Consider the following 24,167-nt stretch of genomic DNA (forward strand, 5'->3'; position numbering starts at 1 on the left):
GTGTGCGTGATCCCGTGCGTGAGCACTCGCCCCGAAAGTTCAGCGGCACCATCGCTGGTGTCGCGGCCGCGATGGTGGTCTGCGGCTACCTGTGACTGAGCGCCGTAGCTGGCGAAGTCTGAGCACCGTAGTTGGCAAGCAGGGCCTTGGTGCCGGAGGGTATGGTCAGCCGCGGTAGTGCTCGGCGAGGGCAGTGAAGGCGGCCTTGGGTTCCCAGGGCATGTCGGGGTAGGTGTTTCCTCGGCGGTTGTCGAGAACTTTTACGATGCCGGGGCTGGCCAGGTCGAGGTCGTCGCGGGGATCGCCGTCGGGGCGGTGCGGAAAGTTGTCGAGCGCGAAGAGGAATACAAAGGCGCTGTCAACATCTGCGGCGTCGAAGATCTCCAGCAGCTCGCGCAGGTATGCGGCCTGACCGGACTCGTCGCGGACGTACTCGCCCTTCAAGCGGACCGGCGCGCCGGTGTCCTTGTCGAACTCGAGGACCTCCAGAACGCGGCCGCCGCTGTCGCCCGCGTCGCGGTAGGCGGCGGTGCCGAACTCGGTGATCGCGACCGGCTTCCCCTGCGCGACGAGAGTGCGGACGCCCTCGGCGAATTGATCGGCGATCTCGGCCGACCGGTAGAGATCCATGCTCAGGAAGCCGAAGGGTGCCCAGTCGATGCGTTCGAGGGGTATGGCGGCGTAGGTGATCCTGCCGCCGAATCGCTGGCGGATGAGTGCCACGGCGTTGCCGAGGAAGTCGTTGACCTGTGCGCTGATTCGGCCGACCTGGTCGGCCAGGCGGTCCCGCTGGTTGAGCAGCAGCTCGAGCCGGTCCTCCTGGGTGTCGCCCGGTAGGAACCCCTTGTTCATCAGGCTCAGTTCGGCGCCGGCGACGAAGACGACCTCGGCGCCCCGCTGCCGGAGCCGCTCCGCCCGCTCGGCGCAGTCGGCGAACAGAGACAGCATCTCCTCGGTGGTCAGCTCGAGGGGGTAGGGCGAGAACCAGACCTCCAGGCCGAGGTCGGCGGCGTACGTCGCTGCCAGCTCCAGCCGCCCGGGATCGCCGCCGATGACGCGGACCGCGGTGCAGTGCAGGTCGTCCCGGATGATGCCCAGCTCGCGCTTGACCACGTCCGGGTCGAAGTGCTCGCGGGAGATCTCTCCGTTGCGGACGAAGCCGGTGTCGTAGCTGATGCCGTTGGCTCTCATGGCTCTGGTCCCTCCTGTCGGGGTGAGGCGCCAGAGTAGAAGCAAAAAATGCGTGCACGCAAGTTTGCGTGCACGCATTGAAGCTGAGATGCTGAGACGGTGACGACACGGCGGACGGGATTGCGTGAGCAGAAGAAGCAGGCCACCCGGGAGGCGTTGCGCGCGGCGGCACTGCGGCTGGCCCTCGAACGCGGACCGGACAACGTGCGCGTCGACCACATCGCCGAGGCCGCCGGCGTCTCACCGAGGACGTACAACAACTACTTTTCCAGCAGGGAACAGGCGATCGTCGCCGCTGTCACCAGCGAACGGGAAGCGCGGGTCGCCGCAGCGGTGGCCGACCGGCCCGCTGGCATCGGCCTCGCCGACGCCGTCATCGAGGCGATCGTGGATCAGTACACCGATCCGGGTGAGCCTGGCCGCGACGCACTGCTGCTGATCGCCACCAGCCCTACGCTGCGTGTCGCGTTCGTCGATACCGCTACCGCGATCGAACATCCCCTCACCGACGCGATCGCCGAACGCCTCGGCGATGCGGAGCCGCACACCGCCCACGTGCTCGCGGCGAGCGTGGCCGCCGCGGTTCGCATCGCTCTCGGACAATGGCTGCAGACAACGGCCGCGTCCTGCGCGGCCGGCGGACTCGTCGTGCCGTCCGGCTCGCTACCGGACCTGCTCCGCACCACGCTCGCACCACTCATCCCCGCACTCGACGCCGCTGAGGAAGGAGAGCGCCACCGCTGGCATCAGTGACCTCCCCCCTCGCGGTATCGGCGCCCAGGCATCGGCCGCTGATGCGCGGCGAGCCCCGGAAGCCCACCACAGGCTTGCATTTGGCCGCCGCCTTCCTCAGCCACCGCGCTCCTGGCACGAGGTAATCCTCAACGAATGACTTGGCCGTCCGAGCATGCGAGTTGGCCACTCTTGAATGCTCATTGGGGCAGGGCCTGAAGTGAACCGCTGTGGCTGCCCATCGTGTGGGGGAGCGGGGGAGCGGGAGCGTCGCATTGCCTAGCGCTCTGACCACATACGTTCACCGACTTGGGCAACCGAACCCCGACGCACATGGGGCGGTAATCTCTGCGCTCGGCTGGATGTCCCGCCGGTCGGTCGAAGGGTAGGGGGCAATGGGGGTTGCGCGGCAGGTCAGGACGGAGTCGGGGTCGGGCTGCAGCTTCGTGAGGGGCGTCTGCCTCAGCGGATGCCCTCTGCGGGTGCGGGCACGTTCCATGTGTTCGGCGGCCAGAACGTGGCGGTGGCGGGCGTTGGCGTTGCGCCGGCGCAGGTAGGCGTGCAGAGCCCGAGTCTGCATGGGGTGATTGGGGTGGTTGAGGTGGTTGAGGTGGTTGGGGTTGGCGATGGTGAACTGTCTCAGCGGTCCGAAGTGGGCCTCGATGGGGTTCGCCCAGGAGGCGTAGGTCGGGGTGAAGCACAGCTCGACCTTGTTCTTCTTCGCCCAGCGGCGGATGTCGGCGCCCTCGTGAGCAGACCGCGCCCAGCACCGAGACGGCCGCCCCCGCGCCGTGAACGGCCCGGCTCCGCGTCGAGGGCCACGACGCCGAGGACGAGGACGTCGCTCATGCCGACCCACCGCTGGAAGGGGCCCGGCCGACTGCGACCACGGGGGGCGGCATCAACGCCGGCCGACTGCATCGGGGATGCGTTTGGACATCGTGCCCAGGGTGCGGGTGCGCGGGGGCGTCCTCGCGGTGGGGGCGTTCCTCGGCATGTGGCCGACCGGGCTGTTCCCGCTGCCGGGTCCCGGCCGCGGGGACCTCGCGCCCACCGACGCCGACCCCTGGCCACCTGGGCTCAGTTGGCCGTCACCCGCCGCTCGGTTGCCCTGGCTGTGTCCCGGCGCCGAGTCTGTCGTATCGGGCCTTGGGTTGGAAGTCGGCCACGCGCTGGAGGGCCGACTTGAATGTGGCGTACTCCCGTTCGCCCAGTGCCTTCGCGCGGTGTTCCTCGATGCTGCGCATGATGCGGGCGGCGGCTTCCATCTGGAGCAGACCGCGTTCGGTGGGGTGGATCAGTTTGGCGCGGCGGTCTGCGGGGTCGGGCCTGCGTTCGACGTAACCGAGGTGTTCGAGGTCGTCGATGAGGGAGCCGATGACCTGCTTGTGCTGTCCGGAGGCGCGGGCGAGTTCGCTGGCACGGATGCCGTCGGGGCGCAAATAGGCCAGGACGGCGCCGGAGCGGGGCCGGATATCGTCGAAGCCCTGCTCGGCGAGTGCGGTGAACAGCTCGCGCTGAACGGAGAAGAGGACCCTGGCGGCGAGTACGCCGAGGTCCGGTTCCGCGCTCTGGTTCCCGGTCAACGCCTCTCCCGTCTCGGCGGTCGTCCGCCATTGCTGTGTGACCAGCGATTTTAGTCGCCACCGATGGGCTCGGGCATCGTCACCTGGCCTCGGGGGACACGCCCCGTCCGGTCTTTGCGCTCCCCAGGGGCGAGGCGTACCCTGAAGAAGTCAGTAAAATTGACTATCAAGATTAGTGACCAATGGAGCTGTGAATCAACCCTCGAGGGAGCGGAAGATGAGCGAGCACAGCAAGTTCCTGGAGCCGATCACCCGCGAGAACACCGCCGTGGTGCTGATCGACCACCAGGTGGCCCTCCTGTCTGGGGTCCGGGACATTCCGCTCGGGGAGCTCAAGCACAACGTGGTGGCGCTGGCACGCGCGGCGACCGTACTGGAGATCCCGCTGGTCGTTACCACCACCGCGGCCGACAGCATGTGGGGGCCGACCGCCCCTGAGCTGGTCCAGGCGTTGCCGACCGGACAGGAGATCATCGACCGCAGCACGGTCAACGCCTGGCACGACGACCGGGTCCGTGAGGCCATCGAGGCCACCGGCCGGAAGAAGCTGATCTTCGCCGGGGTGTCGCTCGAGGTGTGCGCGGCACTGCCCGCGATCTCTGCGACGGCCGCCGGATACGACGCATACGTCGCCGTGGACGCTTCCGGCACCTTCAGCCAGGCCAAGCGAGAGGCCGGACTGCTGCGCATGCAGCAGGCGGGCGTCATCGTCAGTGACTACGCCACTCTCATGGTCGAGGCCCTGGCCGATAATGCCGCGCCCGAATCGGGCGCCCTCTACGCCGCCCTCGATATGCCGTTCGCCGTCCTGGCAGGCCAGATCTCCGCCGCCTACCAAGCCTAGAGACCCGCCTGGCCGACCTGGTCCTCGGCCGTCGCACCCCTGGTCGGGCGTGTCGGTGATTCTGTGCAAGTCTCTTGGGACCAGGTGGTGTTGAGCCTGTCGAAGCGTTGATCGACTCGATCGGGTTCGTCGAGTAGAGCACCTTCACGGGGCGGTCGTACGCCATGATGCACACGTCCTCCACTGCGCGGTTGCGCAGTTCGGACAGCATCGTCATCCAGGTCGTGGCACCCTCGCCCTTCCGAGCGGACCCCCTGACCGTGCGTGCCGGCCAGGTGGGAGCGGATGTCCCGCACGCTCGTGCCGCGGGTGTACAGCGACAGGATTGGCTGGTTGAACCCTGCCGTGCGCCGTGCGTGCTGGGGCACCAGTCGCGGCTCGAACGACCCATTGCGGTCACGGGGAAACGGCCACCGAGCTTGTCCTCGACCGGCTCAGCCGCCCGGGACACTCCGGCACCCGCTACAAGGACGGCGTCATCGTCAGAGTGGCTGGGCGCGGAGAGAGGAGTGCGGGCGGCGGCCGCGGGCGATATCAAGAACCGAGCATGGGCACGGGGCGTGGAGAAGGCCGGTTGCCTGTCTGTGGTCACCTGTGTCTTCGACCGCAGCGTCTTCTGCGGCCGTGCCCCGGCCGTGTCTCCCGCAGGAGGCGTGCCGGGGGTGTTGGGGGGAGTCGGCGTGGTGTGTCCTGGGGGCTACTTCTGGGGGGAGCAGGGGTCGCAGCAGGAGGGGGCGGGTTCGACGCAGACGGTGACGCTGTCGGTGTTGTTGGTGGTGTCGGGATCCTTTTCGTTGCTGGTGGCGATGGCGGTGTTGTTGATCCGGCCGGCCTTGGTGGCCTTGGCCCGCAGCACGAGGGTGGCGGTGGCGCCGTCGGCCAGGTCGCCCACGGTCCACTGCCCGGTGGCCGGGTCGTAGCTTCCGGGGGTGCCGTTGGCGGACAGGAAGGTGAGGCCGTCGGGGAGTTGGTCGGTGACGGTGACGCCGGTGGCCTGGTTCGGGCCGGTGTTGTGGACGGTGATGCGGTAGGTCACGGTCTGGCCGACGGTGACGGTGGTCGCGTCGGCTGCCTTTGCCACGGTCAGGTCGGCAGCCGGCTTGACCTCCGTAATCTGTTCGTTGGACGTGGCCGTCAAGGGATCCGGCGTCTGGCCGAGCCGGTTCTCGTAGGCGGCGGAGGCGGTGTTGCTGATCTGCTTGCCGCCGCTGGCTCGGTCGATGACGGCCCGGTACTCCACCGTCGTGCCCGGCGGAAGGGACGCGGTGTTGGGCAGGCTGCCGCCCTCCACGCCGGAAGCGCCGTTGCCGAGATGGAAGACGACCTTGTTCGCCTGGGCGTCGTAGTACGCCTGGTCGTCACCTTTCGCGTCACTCTTGGCTCCGGCGTTCGGGCCGTCGACGATACGCAGGGAACCGGGCAGATACGTCGTGCCCTTGGGGATGGCGTCGGTCAGGATGAGTTTCTCGGCCCCGCCACCGCCCTCGTTCTTGGCGGTGATGCGGTAGGTGACGGCGTCGCCCACCTCCAGCGGCCCGGCGGGAATAGCGGTCTTGGCGAGCGTCACGTAGGGAGCGGTGCCGAAGAAGATGCCGTCCAGGAAGTTGCCGATGCTGCGGTTGCCGCCGGCGGCAGAGACGGAACGGAAGGCGAAGCGTGTCAGTGTCTGGCCGTCCGGGACGGTGTAGGTGCCTGTGTAGTAACCCCAGGCGGTGTTGCCGTCGGTGAAGCGCCTCTGCTCCACCACCGAGCCGGGTGCGCCGATGTCCAGCGCCATGGTGTCCTCGCCCTGGCGCCCACGGTGATACAGCCGCCAGTACAGCTTCGTGCCGGGCGTGGTCGGCAGGTCCTGGTAGAGCGTGGAGACCTGGTTCGCGTTGAGCTCGGCGAACTGGACGCCCTCAGCCGCCGGCACACCGCTGAAGCCCGACCGCCACAGCTCGATCATGTGGTCGGAGGCGCTGGTGAGCCAGCCCGGGACCCGCTTGGCCGCCTGCGTCTGTGAGGCGTCCGGCAGAATCTCCACCCCGGTTACGGCGGGCTCTTCGAAGCTGCCGTTGGCCAGGGCAACCCGGAGCGGAGCAGCAGGAGGTGTGGTCATGGTGATGTCCCTCGAGTCGATGCCGCTGGAACGCACCGCTGGGCCGTGGCGGCGCCGAAACAGTCAGTAGCACAACGCGTTCATGTAAACACGTAAAGTGATTAGCGAGTGGGTCCGGCCAACCCCGCGCAGCACGTTTGCGCACCCCACCCCGGACACCCCCGCCCCGCCGTCCCAACGCGCCGCTGGTCGGCACACCCCTCCCACCGCACGTGCCTCCCCACTCTCACCCACCACACCTGTCATGGCCGAAAGCGCCCGTCGCACTACCCGCGCTCACCCCCGCGCAGGGTGAATCAGCCACTAGCGAAGTTGACGCTCCCGGTCTTCCGATCACGACCCACCTCGGCGAGTGTGGCGCCGACCGTGACCGTGCCGACGTGGCGCTGCTGCCGGATCCACCGGGTGTCGACTGCGCTTCGAGGGGGCGCGCAGCTTCCCATGGCGTCGCGCGTCGGCATCCCGTGGACGGTGGTGGCCCCGGACCGATGCCGCTCTCCGTATCGAGGGCCTCGGCCGCCTGGCGCCGCGCTTCGGGCTGCCGACCTCGTGGGCGAGCTGGCGGCTGGCCCCCGGTGCCTTCGTGCAGCTGGGCGGCCATGTGGCGCAGTTGGTCAAGGGTGCCGACGCCGAGTGCGCGGATGGTGTGTGCTCGCTCCTTGGAATCGGTGTCCCCGGGAGGCGACTTGGAGGGCGCCTGCCCTGTACGGCGATCAGACTGACCTGGTGGGAGAAGACGTCGTGCATCTCGCGGGCGAGTCGGGCCCGTTGGTGAGCGTCCCCTCCGCGTGACAGTGGTTGACCATGCCGTGGCGGCACGGTTTTGACTGTCGACCGTCGGCGCTCGAGTGCCGGCAGGACCCGGTTCCGTATCGACGCGCGCCAGGTCCGGACCAGTGGAATTCCGATCGCTTTCGCTCTGACGCACCATCCGGCGACGAGGCAATCAGGTGGCACGATGGACTACTTGCCTTATGTGCAAGCGCACCGGGACTTCTACCGCCCGTTGGAAGAGGCCGATGATATCGGGACCGTCTACCGAGCAAGCGTGGTACCGGACGACTGGAGGCGGAACCAGTCGGGAATCTGGGCCATGCACAGGTCGCCGGGCGCGCCGACGGTGACCCATGGCTGGAAGGTCCATGGATCCGCGTCCTACAAGCGGGCTCAGGACCTGCTCGACGCCGCCGCGGCCATGTGTGTGGAGCGGGAAGTGCCGTTCAAGCACTTACGCTCGTCGCCGTTCTTCATCATGCTTCACCACAAGCAGGCCTACCGTCCACAGAGCGGGAAGTTCATCGCCGCCTACCCACCCGACGAGGCTGCCGCCAGGAAGCTGATGGAGGCGCTGGCCCGTGCCACGTCCGGCGAGGAGGGACCCTACATCCTCGGTGACCGGCGGTGGCGGGAATCCCGGGTGGTGTCCTATCGCTACGGCGTCGCCCCGCACCTCGACGACCCGTGCAGCGCGCGCGTCATCGGGCGGACGATCGAGAAGGCCTTACGGGAGCTCTGCAACCCCGCCCAGCGCGACGTCATCCGCCGCACACGGCACCTGCTGCGCACCCCACCGCAGAACGATCAGGTCTGACCTCACCGCCCAAGCCGACCCCGCAACGCGCATGAGCCAGGGAAGTGGGCTTACGGTGGAAGAGCCATCGCGCGGATCTCCGTCATAGCCGACGAGCGGATTGAACGGATCGAAGCAATGTCCGAAGCGACCAGGACAGCCCCTCGCACCAGCGCATCCTCCCGGGGACAGGCATCGGCTCCGGCCGCGAGGAGACGATCCCGCGGTCCCCGCGCCGCGGCCGAGATCGTGTCCGCGCGCCATTCGGTGACCGTCCAGATCGATGGGCGGCGGGTGGAACTGCCGTCGCGGGAGCAGCTCTGCTTCCTCGCCGGGCTCGGCGTCATGGCCGCCATCGGGATCATCGAATGGCCGGTGGCGGCGGCCATAGCGGTCGGGCACGGGCTGGCCCACAGCCAGCACGGCAAGGCGCTGCGCGAGTTCGGAGAGGCATTGGAAGAGGCATGACGGAGTACGCACCGGACTATCCCGCGATGATCGTTCCGGTCGGGCAGGTGGAGCCCGTGCCGCGCCGCATCCGCGGCATCGTGGCCGGACGCCCCGTCTTCGACACCGTGCGGGCGCGCTACGTGTGGCTCTTGCCCGGCTATCCGCAGTACTGCGTGCCCCGCGACGACATCGTCGAGGGGCGCTCGGCGACGAGGGTGGAACCTGGAGCTGAAGGTCGGCGGAGCGCGCCGCCAGACTCTCCAGGTGGGCTCGCTCACCCGCCCGGGCGCGGCCCGGGAGTGGGGCGAGGACGCGCCCTCCGGTATCGTGGGCCATGTCAGCTTCCGGTGGGAGGCCATCGACGCCTGGTTCGAGGAGGACGAGCAGGTGTTCGTCCACCCCAGGAGCCCGTACACCCGCGTCAATGAGCTCAGATCGGGCCGTGCCGTCCGCGTCGAGCTGGAGGCGCCGTGCTCGCCGACGCCCCGAGCTCGGTGATGGTGGTGGAGACGGGGCTCCCGACGCGCTACCCCGGCCCGATCCGGCCAGCAGGGCGAACTGGGAGACGGAACACCGATAAGCGGAAACAACTCCTCGCCCGGAAGAGCCCTGGCTTCTGTCCAGGGCTCATATGCGTGTCCCGCGAATAGACTTGACATCTCGTCAGTTCGTTCGCAGAACGCGCACACTCCAGGCCCACGAGAGGAGAACCGCCCATGAAAGCGCACCGCGGCACCAGATGGCTCCCCCTGCCCACCGCACTCCTGCTCGCCCTGCTCCCCACCAGCGCCTCCGCGTACCCCAACCCCGGCCGGGTGACGGGCGACACCGTCGTCCATGACCCGTCGATGGTCCGCGCCACCGACGGCACCTATCTGCTCTACTCCACCCATGGTGGTCTGGAGGCCCGCACCTCCACCGACCGGATCGCCTTCAGCCGCTCGGGCAGCGCCTTCACCGCCCCGCTCTCCTGGTGGCGGACGTACTCCGCCGAGAACGACCCCTGGGCGCCGGACATCTCGTACCAGGGTGGCACCTATCTGATGTACTACGCCGTCTCGTCCTTCGGCTCCAGCAACTCCGCCATCGGCCTCGCCACCTCCCCCAGCGGCAGGGCCGGGACCTGGACCGACCGCGGCATCGTGCACTCCACCACCGGAAGCAGCGACTACAACGCCATCGACCCCAACCTCTTCGTCGACAGCGACGGAAAGTGGTGGCTGTCGTTCGGCTCGTGGTGGTCGGGGCTGAAGATGATCCGCCTGGACCCCGCCACCGGCAAGCAGTACGCGGGCGACAGGACCGTCTACGCCATCGCCTCCCGGCCCACCGGCACCAAGGCGATCGAGGGCCCGTCGGTCGTCAAGCGCAACGGCTACTACTACCTGTTCGCGTCGTACGACACCTGCTGTGCGGGCACCAGTTCCACGTACAAGATCAAGGTCGGCCGCGCCACCGGCCCCACCGGTCCGTACTACGACAAGAGCGGGGTGAACATGATGAACAACGGCGGCACCCCGGTCCTCGAATCCCACGGCCGGTACATCGGCCCCGGCGGGCAGTCGGTGATGAGCGACGTCGACGGCGATCTGCTCGTCTACCACTACTACGACGGGCAGGACAACGGCACCCCGAAGCTGGGCGTGAACCTGCTGAGCTGGTCCGGCGGCTGGCCCACCGCGTACTGACTGCCACAGGCCGCTCTGGGGTCGGAGTATGTTGCTCGAACATTGTGGCAAGCGGCCCGTGGTTCCCGAATCGGCGTAGCTCAATCTGGTCCGAAGCCTGCAAGCCACGCTGGGCGTGGGCATGCTCTTCATCTCGCACAACAGGGCAGCGGTCCGTTTCGTCGCCGACACCGTGGCTGTCATGAGCCATGGCCGGATCGTCGAGAGCGGCCCGCGGGACCAGGTATTCACCACACCCGCGCACCCCTACGCCCGGAAGCTGCTCGCCACCTCACGCTTTGAACTCGACACCGGCCCGCGGCCGGGCGCGGACGCCCCCCACACGGTCCTGAGCACGGCAGCCGGGGACGCGGCATCGGACTGCCGGATCCACAACCGGTCGGCCGCCTGCTGCGGGGGCCGCACCGGCTCGAGCGCGAGGAGTGGTCGAAGGCGTTGGATGACCGGCCACGGTGTTGCTGGCCCATCCCGCGACGGCCTCCTCGTCGCGCTCGCTCGCCCGCCGGGCTGGCACCTGGCAGCCGAAGCCTTGCCGCTTGAGCAGGGCGGCCGCCCCTGGATGGTGTCGCTCTTGTGGAACCGCCGCCTGATCAGCGTCTTGATCCGGGCCAGGGCCCCGGTCCGGCCAGCCGTGTGCGACCGGGCCCTTGGCCGGCTCTCTTTCCAACACGGCGAACGGTTCCTCGCTCAGCGCCGGGAGGCAGTCTGGGCTCTTGGAGCGCAGGCCCGGCGGACCGTGGGCTTTCCAGGACCGGCGGCGCCAGCGTTGGACGGACCGCACGCTCACCCGAAGGTCTTTGGCGATCGAGGTGCTGTCCCCTTTGACGGCGAAGCGTTCGGTAGCCCGGAGCCGGAGCCGCTCGCGGGCGGCACGTCGTTGTGCGGTCAGGCCACCGCCTTGCGGAAACCTCACGACAAGGGCATACCGCAGGCTTCACGACCCGTCAGCATCCCACGACATCACGCACTGAAGGTCAGTAACTGGAAGGTCTCCGGACACGCCGGGGGAGCTCAGCAGGAGACGCCGTGGGTAAGGAGAAATGTTTCGGATGTATCCTTGCGTGCCCCTCGCAGGCCGTGGCATGGTACCGGCATTGATCTGAAGCTTCTGCCACAGGAACACACACGCGAGGATGGTTGCAGAATGCTCGACAGGAGACACTGCCTTTCTCTGCTGGCGGCCGCCGGAGTCGGCGCGAAGATCGCTCTCGAACCGACGATCTCGCGAGCCCAACCGCTCGACGCAGGGGCTGCTGGAGCGGGTGGCCAGGCTGGGCGATTGAGCCGTTCTCTGCGAGAGTTGCACGGCTCCCTCCGGGTGTTGATTCGGAAATATGAGGGCACGACGCTGCGTCAGGCCCAAGAATTTGACGGCGACACGCTGACCGACGGCCCGCGGCAGTGGCAGCTGGAGTGGGAGACGCGGCGGGTGCCCGATGATCACGGATGGGAGGTCACCCTGACATGCACTCTGGAGAAGGGGGAAGCAGAACAGACCGCGATTTCTGTCGATTTCCCATTCAGGAACTGGGAGACCGCGAACTACGTGATGATTCCCGGAATAGTCTATAACGGCAATCGCTATCGGGCCATCGGCGATGGATATAATCCGGACTACCCGGTCGACATGTACTACAACTCCCGGACACCGCTGACGATATCGAACAACCCGCGACTGGCCTTCGATGTCGCGATGCCTTCGCGGATCGAGCTGGAAACCTGCTCTACTGCCGCCCCAGCGATGAGCTTCTTCTCGCCTAAGTTGAGGAAGGGCTGGATCGTCCTCACGGAGCAAGGAACCCGACTGGGCAATAGCGGACTCTCAGTTGAAGAGAGTGCGAGCAGGGCAAGCTGTGAATTCCGTATTTCGGCGCCCGTCGTGCGCCAGCAGGTGGCCGGTTTCGGCGACTTTCGACCGAGCGAGGATAGGGCGTCGAACTGGGCTCCCGGTGACTCGGTGTCGATTCGCTTCCGGGTCTTCACCTTCGATGCTGACGGAATTCCGGCAGTCCTGCAAAAGTTCATGGATGTGCGAAAGTCGCTTACTGGCCCCACCGCGCCCCGCAACCTGCTTCCGATGAGCAAGCTGGCGGAGCTTGGCACCGACATCTGCCGGGGCAATTTCACCGAAACCAAGGCTGGCAGGTACTATCTGCCAGAAAATTCCAAGCACTTTCAATTGGGTTGGGTCAGCGGCATGATCAACACCTACCCCATGTTGGCTCTGAATGACCCGACGGAACGCGGCAGGGTCTCCGAGGAGCTTGACTTCGTCTGTTCCCGCATGAAGGGGCGAAGCGGATTTTTCTACGGCTTCATCAGCGAAGATGGCGCGATCCGCTCAGAGAAGGCTCACCCCGACTTTCCAGCGGTACAGGCGATGGTGAGAAAGAACGGAGACGTACTCTTCTGGCTGATCAAGCATTTGATGCTCCTGAAGGCGCAAGGGCATGGCGGCGCCATCAAGGAATCCTGGGAATTGGCCGCAGGTGGCCTGGCCACGGCCTTCACCCGGATCTGGCGAAAGCACGGAGAATTCGGTCAGTACATCGTGCCCGAAACAGGCGATATCGCCGTCTACAACTCGACGGCCGGCGCCATCGCTCCGGCTGGGCTTGCCCTGGCAGCTGAATACTTCCATTGTCCGGACTGGTTGGCCGTAGCCGAGGAAGCGGCCGAATTTTACTATGAGCGCGACATCAAGTCCCGTGGATTCACCAGCGGGGCGTGCGCGGATATTTCACAGGATGCGGATTCCGAATCGGCATTTGGTCTCCTGGAGTCATTCATGGCGCTGTACCAGTACACCGGAAAGAGGGGTTGGCTGGATCGCGCGAAGGTCCAAGCCGCACTGTGCTCGTCCTGGACGCTTGCGTACGATCCTCTGTTTCCGGCGGGCAGCGATATTGCGCAACTGAATGGAAGGATGGCCGGCGCGGTCTGGGCAAGCAGCCAAAACAAGCATGCCGCGCCCGGCGTCTGTACGTCCTCCGCAGACCACCTGTTCAAGCTATATCGAGCGACTGGGAAAAAGAAGTACGCTGAACTCATCAGGGATATCCAGCATGCCCACGCCGAGGCCGTCAACATGCCGGGACATATAACAACCGACTACCTAATCGGTTCGAGCATGGAGCGGATCCAGCCCAGCGATGCAGAGGGCAAGGGGGCCGTCGGCAATTTCATCAAGACGAGAAACTCCTGGACCGAGACCAACGGCATCTTGATGGCACTCGAACTTCCGGGAATCTACGTGCGGCCCGGGGAAGGAGTCCTCTTTCCCTTTGACCATGTCGAGGCTGAATATGTCCGCGAGAGCCGTCATGCCGCCGTAGTCCGCTTGACGAACGACACGGCCTACGCGGCACGGGTGTCGGTGCTGGCGGAAACGGCCCACCAATCAGCCCGCCCCCTTGGGTACACGGCGTTCCTTGGTTGGCCGCGAGTCGAAGTCCCGGCCGGCGGGGTGGTCACCATGAGGGTCACGAGGGATGGCAAGGTCACAGGTCAAGCCTGATCCGGCTGCATCCGACCTCAGTCAGCGGGACAGGGCTGATTCAAAGTCGCGGTCTTGACGAGAAGGCGGCTGCTCACGGACGTATGACGATGCGGGAGGTGGCCGCTACGCAGGCATCGAGGCTCCGGTTGAAGGGGTGACCTTCCCAAGTCGCCCTGTACTACCGGAGCCTCGATGTGTCGTCAGTCTGCCACCGTCTGCCTGACCAAGACGCCGTCCCGTCAACACCGCGCCATCCCCGCGCCGGCTGAGCGGCTCTGTCATCTGGCCGACCCCCGTGATCGACGCGTACGGCGATACACCCTGGTCTCCGTCCTGCTCAGCATTCCGGCAGTACGTCGCCGACCTCGTGGCCGCCGCGGAGGCGCCCAGCTGGCTCGCCGACCACCTCGTCCTCCTTGCCGAGGGCGCAATGACCACAGCCGCCATCTTCGATTCCCCCGAGCCCGCCCGCCAGGCTAAGGACGCCCCACGCATCCTGCTTCGTACCGCTCGCAGGGAGCTCGGCGCCCCCGCCTGAGCACCGTTCGCCGACTGACGATTTGAGCGAGCAGCCCTGGCAGAGCTTGCTAGGGTCCGTCTTCAAGCGGATCTTGCCCAGAGCAGGAATGAGGCGAGCGTGACCGCCGCTTCGTAGGACGTGGCGGTCTTCTCGTATCTCGTTGCGATGCCGCGGAAGCCTTTGAGCTGGTTGAAGCAGCGTTCGATGGTGTTGCGCCGACGTTCGTCCTGCCGGTGCCTCCCCCTTTTCGGCCGGTCGCGGCTCCGTGCTGGTGGGCCCGGACGACGGTGGAGTCGATCTGGACGAGCCAGTCGATGTCACCGGCGGCGTCCACCCGGGCCTGGATCTGCTGCAAGGCCCGGGTGAACACGCCGTCGAGCGCGTAGCGGCGGAAGCGGGTGTACACCGTCTTCCATGGCCCGTAGCGTTCCGGCAGGTCACGCCACGAAATCCGGGTACGGATCTTGTAGACCATGCCATTGATGACCTGCCGGTCCGCCACCCGAGGTCGGCCTGTCGCGGCCCGCGGTATCAAAGGAGCGAGTAACTCCCACTCAGAGTCGGTGGGTTCATGGCGGCGTATCACCCCACCATGATCCACTGTCCGGATGATCTTTGAAGACGGACCCTAGTGCCTGACAACGATCTCCCGTTTGAGGATCTTGCCGGTTGCTCCTTTGGGGAGCCTGTCGGTGACCGTGACGATCCGCGGGTACTTGTAGGCAGCAACCCGCTGTTTGACGTAATCGCGTATCTGACCAGCCGTGGTTTGTGCGCCTTCCCGGAGGGTTACCACAGCGGCTACCTCCTCCCCGTGGATCTCGTGCGGCACGCCGACGACAGCGGCCTCGGCGACGGCCGGGTGTTCGTAGAGCACCTCCTCGATCTCGCGCGGATAGACGTTGTATCCGCCGCGGATGATGAGGTCCTTCTTCCGGTCGACGATGAAGTAGTAGCCATCCTCGTCGACGCGGGCGAGATCGCCACTGTGGAACCACCCGTCCCGGGTGGCCTCCGCAGTCGCATCCGAACGGTTCCAGTACCCCCTCATCACGTTTTCGCCGCTGATCGCGATCTCACCGACTTCGCCCGGCCCGACCGTGGTGCCATCGTCCGCGACGAGTTTGAACTCCACTCCGCGGATGGGGAGACCGATCGAACCGGCCTTGCGTGGCCGGTCCGGAGGGTTGAACGAAGCGACCGGCGATGTCTCCGAGAGGCCATAGCCCTCCAGCACGGTGACGCCGAATTCCCGTTCGAAGCCGCGCAGTACCTCAACCGGCAACGAAGCACCCCCGGAAACGGCCAAGCGCATCCGCGAGAGGTCGTGGCCATCGCGGATCCCGGCGTGCAGCAGGGCCGTGTACATCGTGGGGACACCCAGGAAGACGGTGACCCCGTCCCGGTCCATGATCTCCAGCGCCTTGGCCGGCTCGAACCGCGGCAGCAAGGTCAGCGTAGCGCCGGCAGCGACGGCGGTGTTGAGAGCGCAGGTCTGTCCGAAGGCGTGGAACATGGGCAGGCCGCCGAACAGCACGTCGTTCGGCCCGACATGGAGCACTGTCTCGACCGTGGTGGCCGTGTTGGTCATCAGGTTGCGATGGGTCAGCTCGGCGCCCTTCGGGGTTCCTGTCGTGCCCGAGGTGTACAGGATCACGGCAGTGTCGTCCTCCCCCCGGTCGACGATCGCGGGAGCCGGTGCGGTGGCTCGCATGAGATTGTCGAATGCCGCGGGGTCGGTGACCAGACGCTCGACGCCGACCTCTGCCGCGGCCGTCGCGACCTCATCCGCGAACAGCGGGAACGTCACCACGATGCGGGACCCGGAATCCCGGAGGATGAACGCGATTTCGCATGCCTTCAACAGCGGGTTCATCGGCACCACGACGCCGCCTGCGTGGAGGACCCCGTAGTAAACGACGGGGAAATAGGTGACGTTGGGCATCACCAGCGCGACGCGATCGCCCTGTTGCACGCCCTTGGCGTGCAACAGTGTGGCGACCCGGGCGCTGGCATCGTTCAGTTGGGCATAGGTGACGTGGATCTCGTCCTGGCGAATGGCGACTCGGTGCCCATCGGCCCAAGCCGATTCCGCCAGGAGTGCGGCGAGGTTGTTCATACGGCTCCCCTCAAAATCTGGGATAGTGGCGGTCGCCGCAGGCGGCGGGAGCCGCCAAGGCCGGCGGTGTGCTGTCTCGCGATCACGTCGCGGGGGGCGATCCCGCCGATGCCGGGGCCGCCGGTGACGTGCGGATCGCCCCAGAAGTCCGGCGGCAGGTCGCGCCCCTGCCGCAAGGCCAGCCACAGCCGCAGCACGTGGCGCTTCCGCTCGGCCTCGGTGTGGTCCTCGTACTCCGTGCGGGAATGAAGCACCGCGTGGTTGTTCAGCAGCAGCAGGTCGCCCACTTCGAAGTCGACGTCAAGCCGAAGCTCGGGGGACCCCGCCAGTTCGTCGATGAGATCGAACAGCTCCACGTCCGCCGGCTCCAGACGGGGGACCTCGCGGAAGCGCTGTGCGGATTCGAGGTAACTGCGGTTGTAGCGGATGCTGAGCTTGCCCCCGTACCAGCACGCGAGCGGAACCGCGTAGTACGCCCTCTCGCCAGGGGCCTGCTCCTCCCGACGATCGAGGAAATGCCTGCGGTACAGGCGCTCGACCAGCTCCGGTCGCCGCGCCAGCACGGCGTTGTAGATCGCGGCAGAGCTGACGACCGCGGTGCGTGCGCCGGAGCGGGCTGATTGCAAGCAGAGCAGTCCGAGGACATCAGAGCCATCGGTGTGGAACGGCAACCCTTCCCTGGTCTGATAGCCGCGCGTCGCGGGGTCAGCCATGGTTCGGCCGGTGTCCCGGGCGTGGCCGAGCACGTGGCCTGCCGCGTTCTGAGACACCGGAGTACCCAGGTGCTGATTCAGTCCCCAGAAAATGGTGCTCGCCGCCGCCCGGCTGTACCGCTCGACCGGAATGCGTTTGATGAGCACGAAGCCGTGTCCGTTCTCCAGCACGTCGGCGATGCGCTCCAACTCTCCGGCCAGGGTCGGCAGCGGGAAGTCGCCGGCGCTCACCTTCAACAGCGGAACGCCCCGATCGCGCACCACGCGCAGAGCCGCCTCGAGCTCGTCGATCTGCGCCGGTGTGAGTCGCAGGACCCACTCGTCGGAGTCCGCCAAGTCCGGGCCGTTCCACACGGCCGACCCGGTGTACGACCGGCGCAGCATCTTGATCACGCTGGTCATGGTGGCCTCCCTGGGATCGTGTGTCCGTCGAGTCGGTGTCACGGGTGGCGTTCTCCGTGGATTTCCGGTCGGCTGGGGTGCCGAATGCCGGGCGGTGAGCTTTCGCGGCGATGCAACGTTAGGTCGCGATCTGGCGCACTGCTTGACCTGGCATGTCATGTGACTTACCAATGGGGGACAACCGCTGGAGAACGCCCATGAAGCCCCTCGTCCGCAACGCGGCGCTGAACAGCTACGTCGAGCTCAGCCGGTCGCTCGGCATCGACCCGCGGATCCTGATGAAGCGGGTGGGGCTGGACCCCGTCGGCCTCGCGGTCCAGGACAGATGGATTTCCGGTGTGGCCGTGACCCAGCTGCTCGAGCTCTCGGCGGCGGCCTCGTGCCGCGAGGACTTCGGCCTGCTCCTGGCTGAGCGCCGCCGCCTCTCCAACCTTGGCCCCATCAGCCTGGTCATACGTGAGGAGCCTGATGTCCGGAGCGCGGTCGAGCTTCTCGTCCGTCATGAGCACATGTACAACGAGATGCTCCACAGTCGGCTCTCCGCGGCGAACGGCCTGGCCACCCTCAAAGTGGCCCTGGAGCCGGGTGAGGCCATGCCGGCCCGCCAGGCCATAGAGCTGGCCGTGGGTGTCTTCCACCAGGTCCTCCGCGGTTTCCTCGGTGCTCGGTGGCAGTCGGTGTCCGTGTGTTTCACGCACAGCGCACCATCAGACATCGGGACACATCGGCGCGTTTTCGGTCCCGTGGTGGAGTTCGACCGGGAATTCAACGGGATTGTCTTCTATGCCAGTGATCTCAGCGTTCCCAACCACATGTCGGACCCGCTGCTCCACACCTACGCGCGGCAGTATTTCGACTCCATCGCGGTCTCGAGGGACACGACCGTGGCGGATCGCGTGCGCGAGTTGATCGAAGTCCTGCTGCCGACCGGGCGCTGTTCGATCGAGCAGGTCGCCTGCAGCCTCGGCGTCGACCGGAGAACCGTTCACCGGCACCTGTCGGCCTCGGGCGAGTCGTTCTCCTCCCTCCTGAACACGACGCGCACTCAGCTCGCGGAGCAACTCGTGGCGAACCAGCGCCGCTCGTTGACAGAGATCTCCGGGCTGCTGGGGTTCTCCGCACCGAGCGCCTTCTCACGGTGGTTCAGCGAGCGGTTCGGTTGCAGCCCGAGGGAGTGGCGTCTCCGGCGGACGAGGCGGCAGCACTCGGGCGAGGAGTGACCACCAGGCGATCCGTCGCCTCGGCTTGAGCCTCGATTCGAGGCCGGGGCGACGTCGGCCGGGGAGGCCGGTCCCCAAGTGATAAGTCGGATGTCACCGGCGGTCAAGCGGGTGGCGTAACCGGCCCTTAACGTTGCCTTACCGCAAGGGACACCGCCGACCTCACCAGGACGGGCAGAGACCCTGCCCGCGGCCGCATGCTCCCTGCCGGGACCCGCTGATCGTATCCGAGCCCCTAGCGAGCCCGGGAATCCCGTCCGCAATCCCGCTTCGACCCTCGCCGTCCTCCTCAGACGTTGCATCGCATGCGGCGATGCATACGGCGCGGCGAGCGAAGACCATCCGACAAAGGAGATGGACCGTGCACTTCTTCGATGACTCCCTGTATCCGGAGAACCAGGAGAAGCTGGTCATCCAGGCCGCGCCCTACGGGCCGGAGTGGCTGCCCGGTGACGCCGATGACCTCCCGCTCACGATGGACGAGCACGTGCAGGCGGCGGTCGACTGCTACAACGTCGGCGCCACCGTGCTGCACATTCACGTGCGCGAGCTGGACGGCCACGGCTCCAAGCGCATGTCCATGTTCAACGAGCTGATGGCCCGGCTGCGCGAGGCCGTGCCGGACATGGTCCTGCAGATCGGCGGGTCGATCTCCTTCGCCCCCGAGGACGAGGGCTCCGGCGCGAAGTGGCTCAGCTACGACACCCGCCACATGCTGGCCGACATCACCCCCCATCCGGACCAGGTCACGATCGCGATCAACACCAACCAGATGAACATCGTCGAGCTCTTCGACGACGAGGACATCGAGGGCACCTCGATCTCCAAGCCGGCGTACTACCAGGCCTACCGGGACATGGTGGTCGAGGCCGGGCCGGAGTTCTACCTCGAGCACCTCGAGCGGCTCCGCGCCAACGGCATCCAGCCGCACTTCCAGCTCGCCAACCTGTCACAGCTGGAGACCGTGGAGCGGCTGATCCGCAAGGGTGTCTACCACGGCCCGCTGGTGCTCAACTACGTCGCGATCGGCGGCGGGTTCGCCGGCCGGCACCCGGCCGACCTGGTCGAGTTCATCCGCCGCGTCCCGGACGGCGCCGTACTCACCGTCGAGGCATCCATGCGGGCGGTGGCGCCGATGAACGCGATCGGCATCGCCTTGGGCACGCATGTGCGGGTGGGCAACGAGGACAACCTGTGGCGACACAAGGGCGAGCGGATCTCGTCCGTGGCGCAGGTCGAGCAGATGGTCCAGATCGCGAACGTGCTCGGCCGGGAGATCGCCACCGGACAGGAGGCGAAGAAGATCTACAAGATCGGCGAGTGGTACTCGGACACCGACGAGACCCTGGCCCAGCTCGGCATGGTGCCCAACCGCCGTCCCGGCCGGCGCGGCTCCATGCTGCGCGACATCAAGAACTGACCCAACCCGTTAGCGGCGGTCGCGGAACCAGCACGGCATCCGCCCCGGCCGATTCCGCCCTCGGCCCGTGACCGCCACCCCGCACATGAGTAAACGGAGCAACTAGTGGCACATGCCATTCGCTTCCACGAGACCGGTGGCCCGGACGTCCTGAAGTGGGAAGAGGCCGCCGTCGGTGACCCGGGCCCGGACGAGGTACGGATCCGGCACATCGCCGTCGGACTCAACTTCGCCGACACCTACTTCCGTACCGGCCTGTACCCGGCTCCGCTGCCCGCGGGGCTCGGCGTGGAGGCTTCCGGTGTGATCGAGGCAGTGGGCCAGGACGTCACGCATGTCGTCGTAGGCGATCGCGTGACCTACACCGGCAGCCCGCTGGGCGCGTACAGCACGGAGCGGGTCATGCCCGCGGACTCGCTGATCAAGCTGCCGGAGGAGATCAGCTGCGAGACCGCCGCGGCGATGACCATGCGCGGCCTCACCTCGTCCTACCTGCTGCGCCGTATCCATCCCTTGAAGTCCGGCGACACCGTACTGCTCCACGCGGCGGCCGGCGGCGTCGGCCTGATCTTCTCCCAGTGGGCCAAGCTGCTCGGCATCACCGTGATCGGCACGGTCTCCAGCGGGGAGAAGGCCGAGATCGCCCGCGCCCACGGCTGCGACCACATCATCTACTACCGCCGCGAGAACGTGGCCGAGCGGGTGCGCGAGCTGACCGGTGGCAAGGGTGTCCCGGTCGTCTTCGACAGCGTCGGCAAGGACACCGTCGCCGGATCCATGGCCTCGCTGCAGCGCCGCGGCCTGCTGGTGTGCTTCGGTACGGCCTCCGGTGTCCCGCCGCTCGACGCCATGCAACTGGCCATCCACGGCTCGCTGTTCGTGACCCGGCCGGCGCTGGCCGACTACATAGCCGAACCGGCCGAACGGGCCGCCCTGGCGGGCGAGCTGTTCGGACATGTCGCGGCCGGCCGCATCAAGATCGAGATCAATCAGCGTTACGCCCTCCAGGACGCGGTGCAGGCACATCGCGAAATGGAGGCGGGACGAACTACGGGATCTTCAGTCTTCGTCCTCTGAGCACACCGTGTCCCCCTCAGCCATCCCAGGAGTGAGCACCATGCCCCAGACCATCCCCATGGCGAAAGACGACGCGCCGGCCCTGGTGCGCCCGAGCGTCCTCCGCACCTCCCTCACCGTTGAGCCGCTTACCTGCACCATCGGCGCCGAACTCTTCGGCGTGAACCTCGGCGACGCCGCACGCGACGACGATCTGTTCGCCGAGATCAAGAATCTGCTGCTGCAGCACAAGGTCCTGTTCGTGCGCAACCAGGACATCACCCGTGCCGAGCACGTCGCCTTCGCCTCGCGCTTCGGCCCGCTGGAGGACCACCCGGTGCTCGGCAGCGACCCGGACAACCCTGGGCTGGTCCGCATCTACAAGGACCTGGACAGCAAGCCCGAGCGCTACGAGAACGCGCTCCACTGCGACGCGACCTGGCGGGAGTGCCCGCCCATGGGAGCCGTGCTGCGCTGCGTCGAGGGGCCCGAGGTGGGCGGCGACACGATCTGGGTCAACATGGCCGAGGCATATCGCAGGCTGCCCGAGCAGATCAAGACGCAGATCGCCGACCTGCGCGCACGACACAGCATCGAAGCGACCTTCGGTGCCCGCATGCCGATGGAGCGGCGCCACCAGCTGAAGGCCCAGTACCCGGACCCGGAGCACCCGGTGGTGCGTACCCACCCCGAGACCGGCGAGAAGATCCTCTTCGTCAACGCCTACACCACTCACCTCGTGAACTACCACACGCCCGAGAACGTGCGCTTCGGCCAGGACTACGCGCCCGGGGCGAGCAACCTCCTGAACTACCTGATCAGCCAGGCGGCCGTCCCCGAGTACCAGGTGCGCTGGCGCTGGCAGAACAACAGCTTCGCCATCTGGGACAACCGCTCCACACAGCACTACGCGGTTCAGGACTACTGGCCCGCCGTCCGCAAGATGGAGCGCGCCGGAATCGTTGGTGACCGGACCTTCTGAGCCCTGGCCGACGACCGAAAGGTGACGCCCATGGGACTGCACACGACCGCCATGAAGGCGCCGGAGACGTCTCCCGTCACACCGGCCGTATCCCGCGGCTATGCCTGGCTGGTGTTCGCCCTGAGTTTCGGGCTTCTGCTGTCCGACTACATGTCGCGACAGGTCCTCAACGCCGTCTTTCCTCAGCTGAAGGCCGAATGGCTGGTCTCCGACTCCCAGTTGGGGTCGCTCAGCGGCATCGTGGCCCTGATGGTCGGTGTGCTCACCTTCCCCCTGTCGCTCCTCGCGGACCGGTGGGGCAGGGTCAAGATGCTGGTGATCGCCGCAGTGGTGTGGAGTCTGGCGACTTTGGGCTGCGCCGTTTCCGCCAGCTACGGCCAGATGTTCGTGGGCCGGTTCATGGTGGGCGTCGGAGAGGCGGCCTACGGGAGTGTCGGTATCGCGGTGGTCCTCAGCGTCTTCCCCGTCCGTCTGCGGGCCACGCTCTCCGGCGCGTTCATGGCGGGAGGGTCGTTCGGATCTGTGCTGGGCGTGTCGGTCGGCGGCGTCATAGGCGAGGCGTACGGCTGGCGCTGGGCGTTCGGTGTCATGGGGGCCTTCGGACTGGTGCTGGCCGCGGTCTACGGTCTCGTGGTCACCGAGAAGAGGCTTGGGTCGGCCGCGAGCAAGAACAGCGGCCGGTCCGGTGAACGTGCTCCCCTCGGGCCCCAGCTGCGGCGGCTGTTCTCCTCGGTCTCCGTCGTCTGTGCCTACATCGGCAGCGGGGCCCAGATGTTCCTCACGATGGCCTTGCTGGCCTGGATGCCCAGCTTCCTCAACCGCTACTACGACATGGCCACCGCGAAGGCCGGACTGGCTGCCGGGGGCTTTGCGCTGCTCAGCGGCACGGGAATGATCCTCTGGGGGGTCGTCGCGGACCGCCTCAGCAAGGGGGCCGGGATCCGGAAGTGGACCGTTGCGACCGCCTGCAGCCTCGGGTCGCTCGTTCTGCTGATGACCGCATTCCAGCTGCCCACCGGGCCGCCGCAGCTCATACTGATCGCTGCCGGGACCCTGGTGGTCGGCGGCACCGCCGGCCCGGCGGCTGCCATGGTGGCGAGGCTGACCCCGGCCGGCATCGCGGCGACGGCCATGGCCACACTCACCCTGGCCAACAGTCTGCTCGGGCTCGCCCCGGGGCCCGCGGTGACCGGCATGCTCGCGGACCGCTGGGGTCTGCTCGGCGCGCTGAAGGTGGTTCCGCTGGTCGCGCTCGCAGGCAGCATGGCCTTCGCCATCGGCAGGTCCTCCTACGAAAAGGATCTGCGCCGCCTGGGGCTACTCCCCGACCCGGCGGTCACGACCCCGGAGTATTCGTCATGAGCCTCACCCCATCGCCGACGATCGTGATAGTCCCCGGACTGCGTGATCACGTGTCGGACCACTGGCAGACCATCCTCGCCAACAAGATCGAAAACTGCCGTTCGGTGCCGCCGCTGGAGAAGGACGGGCTGGCCTGCGACGCCCAGGTCGCCGCTTTGGACGGGGTGCTGTCGGACATCTCCGGCGCGGTAGTGCTGGTCGCCCACAGCGCCGGGGTGATGACCACCGTGCACTGGGCGCAACGGCACCAGCGTCCGGTCAAGGGGGCGCTGCTGGCCGCGCCGCCGGACTTCGAAAACCCGTTGCCGGAGGGCTACCCCACTCCGGAGACCTTGGGCGAAAACGGCTGGACGCCAACTCCGCGGATACCGCTGCCCTTCCCCAGCATCGTCGCAGCGAGCACCAACGACCCACTGGCCGATGCCGATCGCGTCGCCGACCTCGCGCGGGCGTGGGGGAGCCGCCTCGCGGTCCTCGGCCCCGTCGGACACCTCAACCCCGCCTCCGGCTATGGCGAATGGCCTCAGGCGCAAGAATTCATCCGCGAGCTCATCTGAGCCTCGTCCGAAGTGCCCAACTGACCTGACGTGGCGGTCTCCTCGCACTCCCTCCTACTCATCCCGGGCAGGAGGGAGTCGTTGGCCGGTTCACGTGGGCATCGTCAGACACGTGTGAGCGGGCCATCCGGAGCTCTGAAGGTTCCGGAGGCTCC

At 67.1% G+C, this 24,167-nt stretch carries 19 protein-coding genes and 3 pseudogenes; 13 read left to right on the forward strand and 9 right to left on the reverse strand.

Annotated features, from left to right (window positions below):
* Positions 1 to 165 precede the first annotated feature (165 nt).
* Positions 166 to 1,191: a hypothetical protein gene (locus CGL27_RS48585; RefSeq protein WP_119994067.1), complete on the reverse strand. Its 1,026-nt coding sequence runs from the start codon at positions 1,189 to 1,191 to the stop codon at positions 166 to 168.
* Between the two features lie 99 nt (positions 1,192 to 1,290).
* On the opposite strand from CGL27_RS48585, the gene CGL27_RS48590 reads away from it, so the two are divergent.
* Positions 1,291 to 1,944, forward strand: a complete 654-nt coding sequence (locus CGL27_RS48590; protein WP_119994068.1) for a TetR family transcriptional regulator — start codon at positions 1,291 to 1,293, stop codon at positions 1,942 to 1,944.
* Between the two features lie 441 nt (positions 1,945 to 2,385).
* Here the strand turns inward: CGL27_RS48590 and CGL27_RS53725 are convergent.
* Positions 2,386 to 2,680, reverse strand: a pseudogene (locus CGL27_RS53725) (IS630 family transposase); the annotation flags it as partial.
* 334 nt (positions 2,681 to 3,014) lie between these two features.
* A complete protein-coding gene (locus CGL27_RS48600) occupies positions 3,015 to 3,509 on the reverse strand; it encodes a MarR family transcriptional regulator (protein ID WP_119994069.1) in 495 nt (164 codons plus the stop codon).
* 217 nt (positions 3,510 to 3,726) lie between these two features.
* On the opposite strand from CGL27_RS48600, the gene CGL27_RS48605 reads away from it, so the two are divergent.
* Entirely contained in the window at positions 3,727 to 4,353 is a 627-nt protein-coding gene (locus CGL27_RS48605; protein WP_119994070.1) for an isochorismatase family protein, read from the forward strand.
* Positions 4,354 to 4,625: 272 nt separating this feature from the next.
* On the opposite strand, the pseudogene CGL27_RS52885 reads toward CGL27_RS48605, so the two are convergent.
* Both CGL27_RS52885 and CGL27_RS48615 read right to left on the reverse strand, forming a co-directional pair.
* Positions 4,626 to 4,757: pseudogene (locus CGL27_RS52885) on the reverse strand (transposase); the annotation flags it as partial.
* Positions 4,758 to 5,050: 293 nt separating this feature from the next.
* Positions 5,051 to 6,454 carry an isopeptide-forming domain-containing fimbrial protein gene (locus tag CGL27_RS48615; RefSeq protein ID WP_119994071.1) on the reverse strand — a complete coding sequence of 468 codons (1,404 nt, stop codon included), beginning with the start codon at positions 6,452 to 6,454 and terminating at the stop codon, positions 5,051 to 5,053.
* A gap of 958 nt (positions 6,455 to 7,412) precedes the next feature.
* Here CGL27_RS48615 and CGL27_RS48625 point away from each other — a divergent pair.
* The 4 genes from CGL27_RS48625 (at position 7,413) to CGL27_RS48640 (ending at position 10,162) form a co-directional block, all read left to right on the forward strand.
* Positions 7,413 to 8,045 carry a hypothetical protein gene (locus CGL27_RS48625; protein ID WP_119994073.1) on the forward strand — a complete coding sequence of 211 codons (633 nt, stop codon included), beginning with the start codon at positions 7,413 to 7,415 and terminating at the stop codon, positions 8,043 to 8,045.
* A gap of 228 nt (positions 8,046 to 8,273) precedes the next feature.
* On the forward strand, positions 8,274 to 8,492 hold the full coding sequence (locus CGL27_RS48630; RefSeq protein WP_203348624.1) for a hypothetical protein: 219 nt from the start codon (positions 8,274 to 8,276) through the stop codon (positions 8,490 to 8,492).
* Between the two features lie 246 nt (positions 8,493 to 8,738).
* Entirely contained in the window at positions 8,739 to 8,972 is a 234-nt protein-coding gene (locus CGL27_RS52890; RefSeq protein WP_240450907.1) for a hypothetical protein, read from the forward strand.
* A 218-nt stretch (positions 8,973 to 9,190) separates the two neighbouring features.
* Positions 9,191 to 10,162: an arabinan endo-1,5-alpha-L-arabinosidase gene (locus tag CGL27_RS48640; RefSeq protein ID WP_119994074.1), complete on the forward strand. Its 972-nt coding sequence runs from the start codon at positions 9,191 to 9,193 to the stop codon at positions 10,160 to 10,162.
* 271 nt (positions 10,163 to 10,433) lie between these two features.
* Here CGL27_RS48640 and CGL27_RS48645 read toward each other — a convergent pair whose 3' ends face one another.
* Positions 10,434 to 11,075, reverse strand: coding sequence for a winged helix-turn-helix domain-containing protein (locus CGL27_RS48645; RefSeq protein WP_346345778.1), 642 nt, complete (start codon positions 11,073 to 11,075; stop codon positions 10,434 to 10,436).
* A 231-nt stretch (positions 11,076 to 11,306) separates the two neighbouring features.
* On the opposite strand from CGL27_RS48645, the gene CGL27_RS48650 reads away from it, so the two are divergent.
* Positions 11,307 to 13,679 carry a hypothetical protein gene (locus CGL27_RS48650; protein WP_162953245.1) on the forward strand — a complete coding sequence of 791 codons (2,373 nt, stop codon included), beginning with the start codon at positions 11,307 to 11,309 and terminating at the stop codon, positions 13,677 to 13,679.
* A gap of 582 nt (positions 13,680 to 14,261) precedes the next feature.
* On the opposite strand, the pseudogene CGL27_RS48660 reads toward CGL27_RS48650, so the two are convergent.
* The 3 genes and pseudogenes from CGL27_RS48660 to CGL27_RS48670 all read right to left on the reverse strand — a co-directional run bounded on the left by CGL27_RS48660 (position 14,262) and on the right by CGL27_RS48670 (position 17,415).
* Positions 14,262 to 14,764 (reverse strand): annotated as a pseudogene (locus CGL27_RS48660) (transposase).
* Between the two features lie 45 nt (positions 14,765 to 14,809).
* Positions 14,810 to 16,300, reverse strand: coding sequence for a long-chain fatty acid--CoA ligase (locus CGL27_RS48665; RefSeq protein ID WP_119994076.1), 1,491 nt, complete (start codon positions 16,298 to 16,300; stop codon positions 14,810 to 14,812).
* A complete protein-coding gene (locus CGL27_RS48670; RefSeq protein WP_162953246.1) occupies positions 16,297 to 17,415 on the reverse strand; it encodes a TauD/TfdA family dioxygenase in 1,119 nt (372 codons plus the stop codon). Before CGL27_RS48670 ends, CGL27_RS48665 begins: the two co-directional genes overlap by 4 nt.
* A gap of 197 nt (positions 17,416 to 17,612) precedes the next feature.
* On the opposite strand from CGL27_RS48670, the gene CGL27_RS48675 reads away from it, so the two are divergent.
* From CGL27_RS48675 to CGL27_RS48700, 6 genes are all read left to right on the forward strand, one after another.
* Entirely contained in the window at positions 17,613 to 18,635 is a 1,023-nt protein-coding gene (locus CGL27_RS48675) for an AraC family transcriptional regulator (protein ID WP_078646568.1), read from the forward strand.
* 361 nt (positions 18,636 to 18,996) lie between these two features.
* Positions 18,997 to 20,055 (forward strand): 3-keto-5-aminohexanoate cleavage protein, encoded by a 1,059-nt coding sequence (locus CGL27_RS48680; RefSeq protein ID WP_119994078.1) that lies wholly within the window; start codon positions 18,997 to 18,999, stop codon positions 20,053 to 20,055.
* 105 nt (positions 20,056 to 20,160) lie between these two features.
* Positions 20,161 to 21,132, forward strand: a complete 972-nt coding sequence (locus CGL27_RS48685; RefSeq protein ID WP_119994079.1) for a quinone oxidoreductase — start codon at positions 20,161 to 20,163, stop codon at positions 21,130 to 21,132.
* Positions 21,133 to 21,172: 40 nt separating this feature from the next.
* Positions 21,173 to 22,093, forward strand: a complete 921-nt coding sequence (locus CGL27_RS48690) for a TauD/TfdA family dioxygenase (RefSeq protein ID WP_205587880.1) — start codon at positions 21,173 to 21,175, stop codon at positions 22,091 to 22,093.
* A gap of 30 nt (positions 22,094 to 22,123) precedes the next feature.
* Positions 22,124 to 23,455 (forward strand): MFS transporter, encoded by a 1,332-nt coding sequence (locus CGL27_RS48695; RefSeq protein WP_119994080.1) that lies wholly within the window; start codon positions 22,124 to 22,126, stop codon positions 23,453 to 23,455.
* Positions 23,452 to 24,012, forward strand: coding sequence for an alpha/beta hydrolase (locus CGL27_RS48700; RefSeq protein ID WP_119994081.1), 561 nt, complete (start codon positions 23,452 to 23,454; stop codon positions 24,010 to 24,012). Before CGL27_RS48695 ends, CGL27_RS48700 begins: the two co-directional genes overlap by 4 nt.
* The last annotated feature ends 155 nt before the right edge of the window (positions 24,013 to 24,167 follow it).

It is taken from the genome of Streptomyces sp. 11-1-2, from assembly GCF_003595545.1.
GTDB classification, from domain to species: Bacteria; Actinomycetota; Actinomycetes; order Streptomycetales; family Streptomycetaceae; genus Streptomyces; species Streptomyces hygroscopicus_B.

Coding starts and splice junctions, on each gene's coding strand:
- CGL27_RS48650 (WP_162953245.1), top strand. CDS start 11,307: ATGCTCGACAGGAGACACTGCCTTTCTCTGCTGGCGGCCGCCGGAGTC.
- CGL27_RS48675 (WP_078646568.1), top strand. CDS start 17,613: ATGAAGCCCCTCGTCCGCAACGCGGCGCTGAACAGCTACGTCGAGCTC.
- CGL27_RS48640 (WP_119994074.1), top strand. CDS start 9,191: ATGAAAGCGCACCGCGGCACCAGATGGCTCCCCCTGCCCACCGCACTC.
- CGL27_RS48615 (WP_119994071.1), bottom strand. CDS start 6,454: ATGACCACACCTCCTGCTGCTCCGCTCCGGGTTGCCCTGGCCAACGGC.
- CGL27_RS48670 (WP_162953246.1), bottom strand. CDS start 17,415: ATGACCAGCGTGATCAAGATGCTGCGCCGGTCGTACACCGGGTCGGCC.
- CGL27_RS48690 (WP_205587880.1), top strand. CDS start 21,173: ATGCCCCAGACCATCCCCATGGCGAAAGACGACGCGCCGGCCCTGGTG.
- CGL27_RS48625 (WP_119994073.1), top strand. CDS start 7,413: ATGGACTACTTGCCTTATGTGCAAGCGCACCGGGACTTCTACCGCCCG.
- CGL27_RS48585 (WP_119994067.1), bottom strand. CDS start 1,191: ATGAGAGCCAACGGCATCAGCTACGACACCGGCTTCGTCCGCAACGGA.
- CGL27_RS48700 (WP_119994081.1), top strand. CDS start 23,452: ATGAGCCTCACCCCATCGCCGACGATCGTGATAGTCCCCGGACTGCGT.
- CGL27_RS48695 (WP_119994080.1), top strand. CDS start 22,124: ATGGGACTGCACACGACCGCCATGAAGGCGCCGGAGACGTCTCCCGTC.
- CGL27_RS48605 (WP_119994070.1), top strand. CDS start 3,727: ATGAGCGAGCACAGCAAGTTCCTGGAGCCGATCACCCGCGAGAACACC.
- CGL27_RS48665 (WP_119994076.1), bottom strand. CDS start 16,300: ATGAACAACCTCGCCGCACTCCTGGCGGAATCGGCTTGGGCCGATGGG.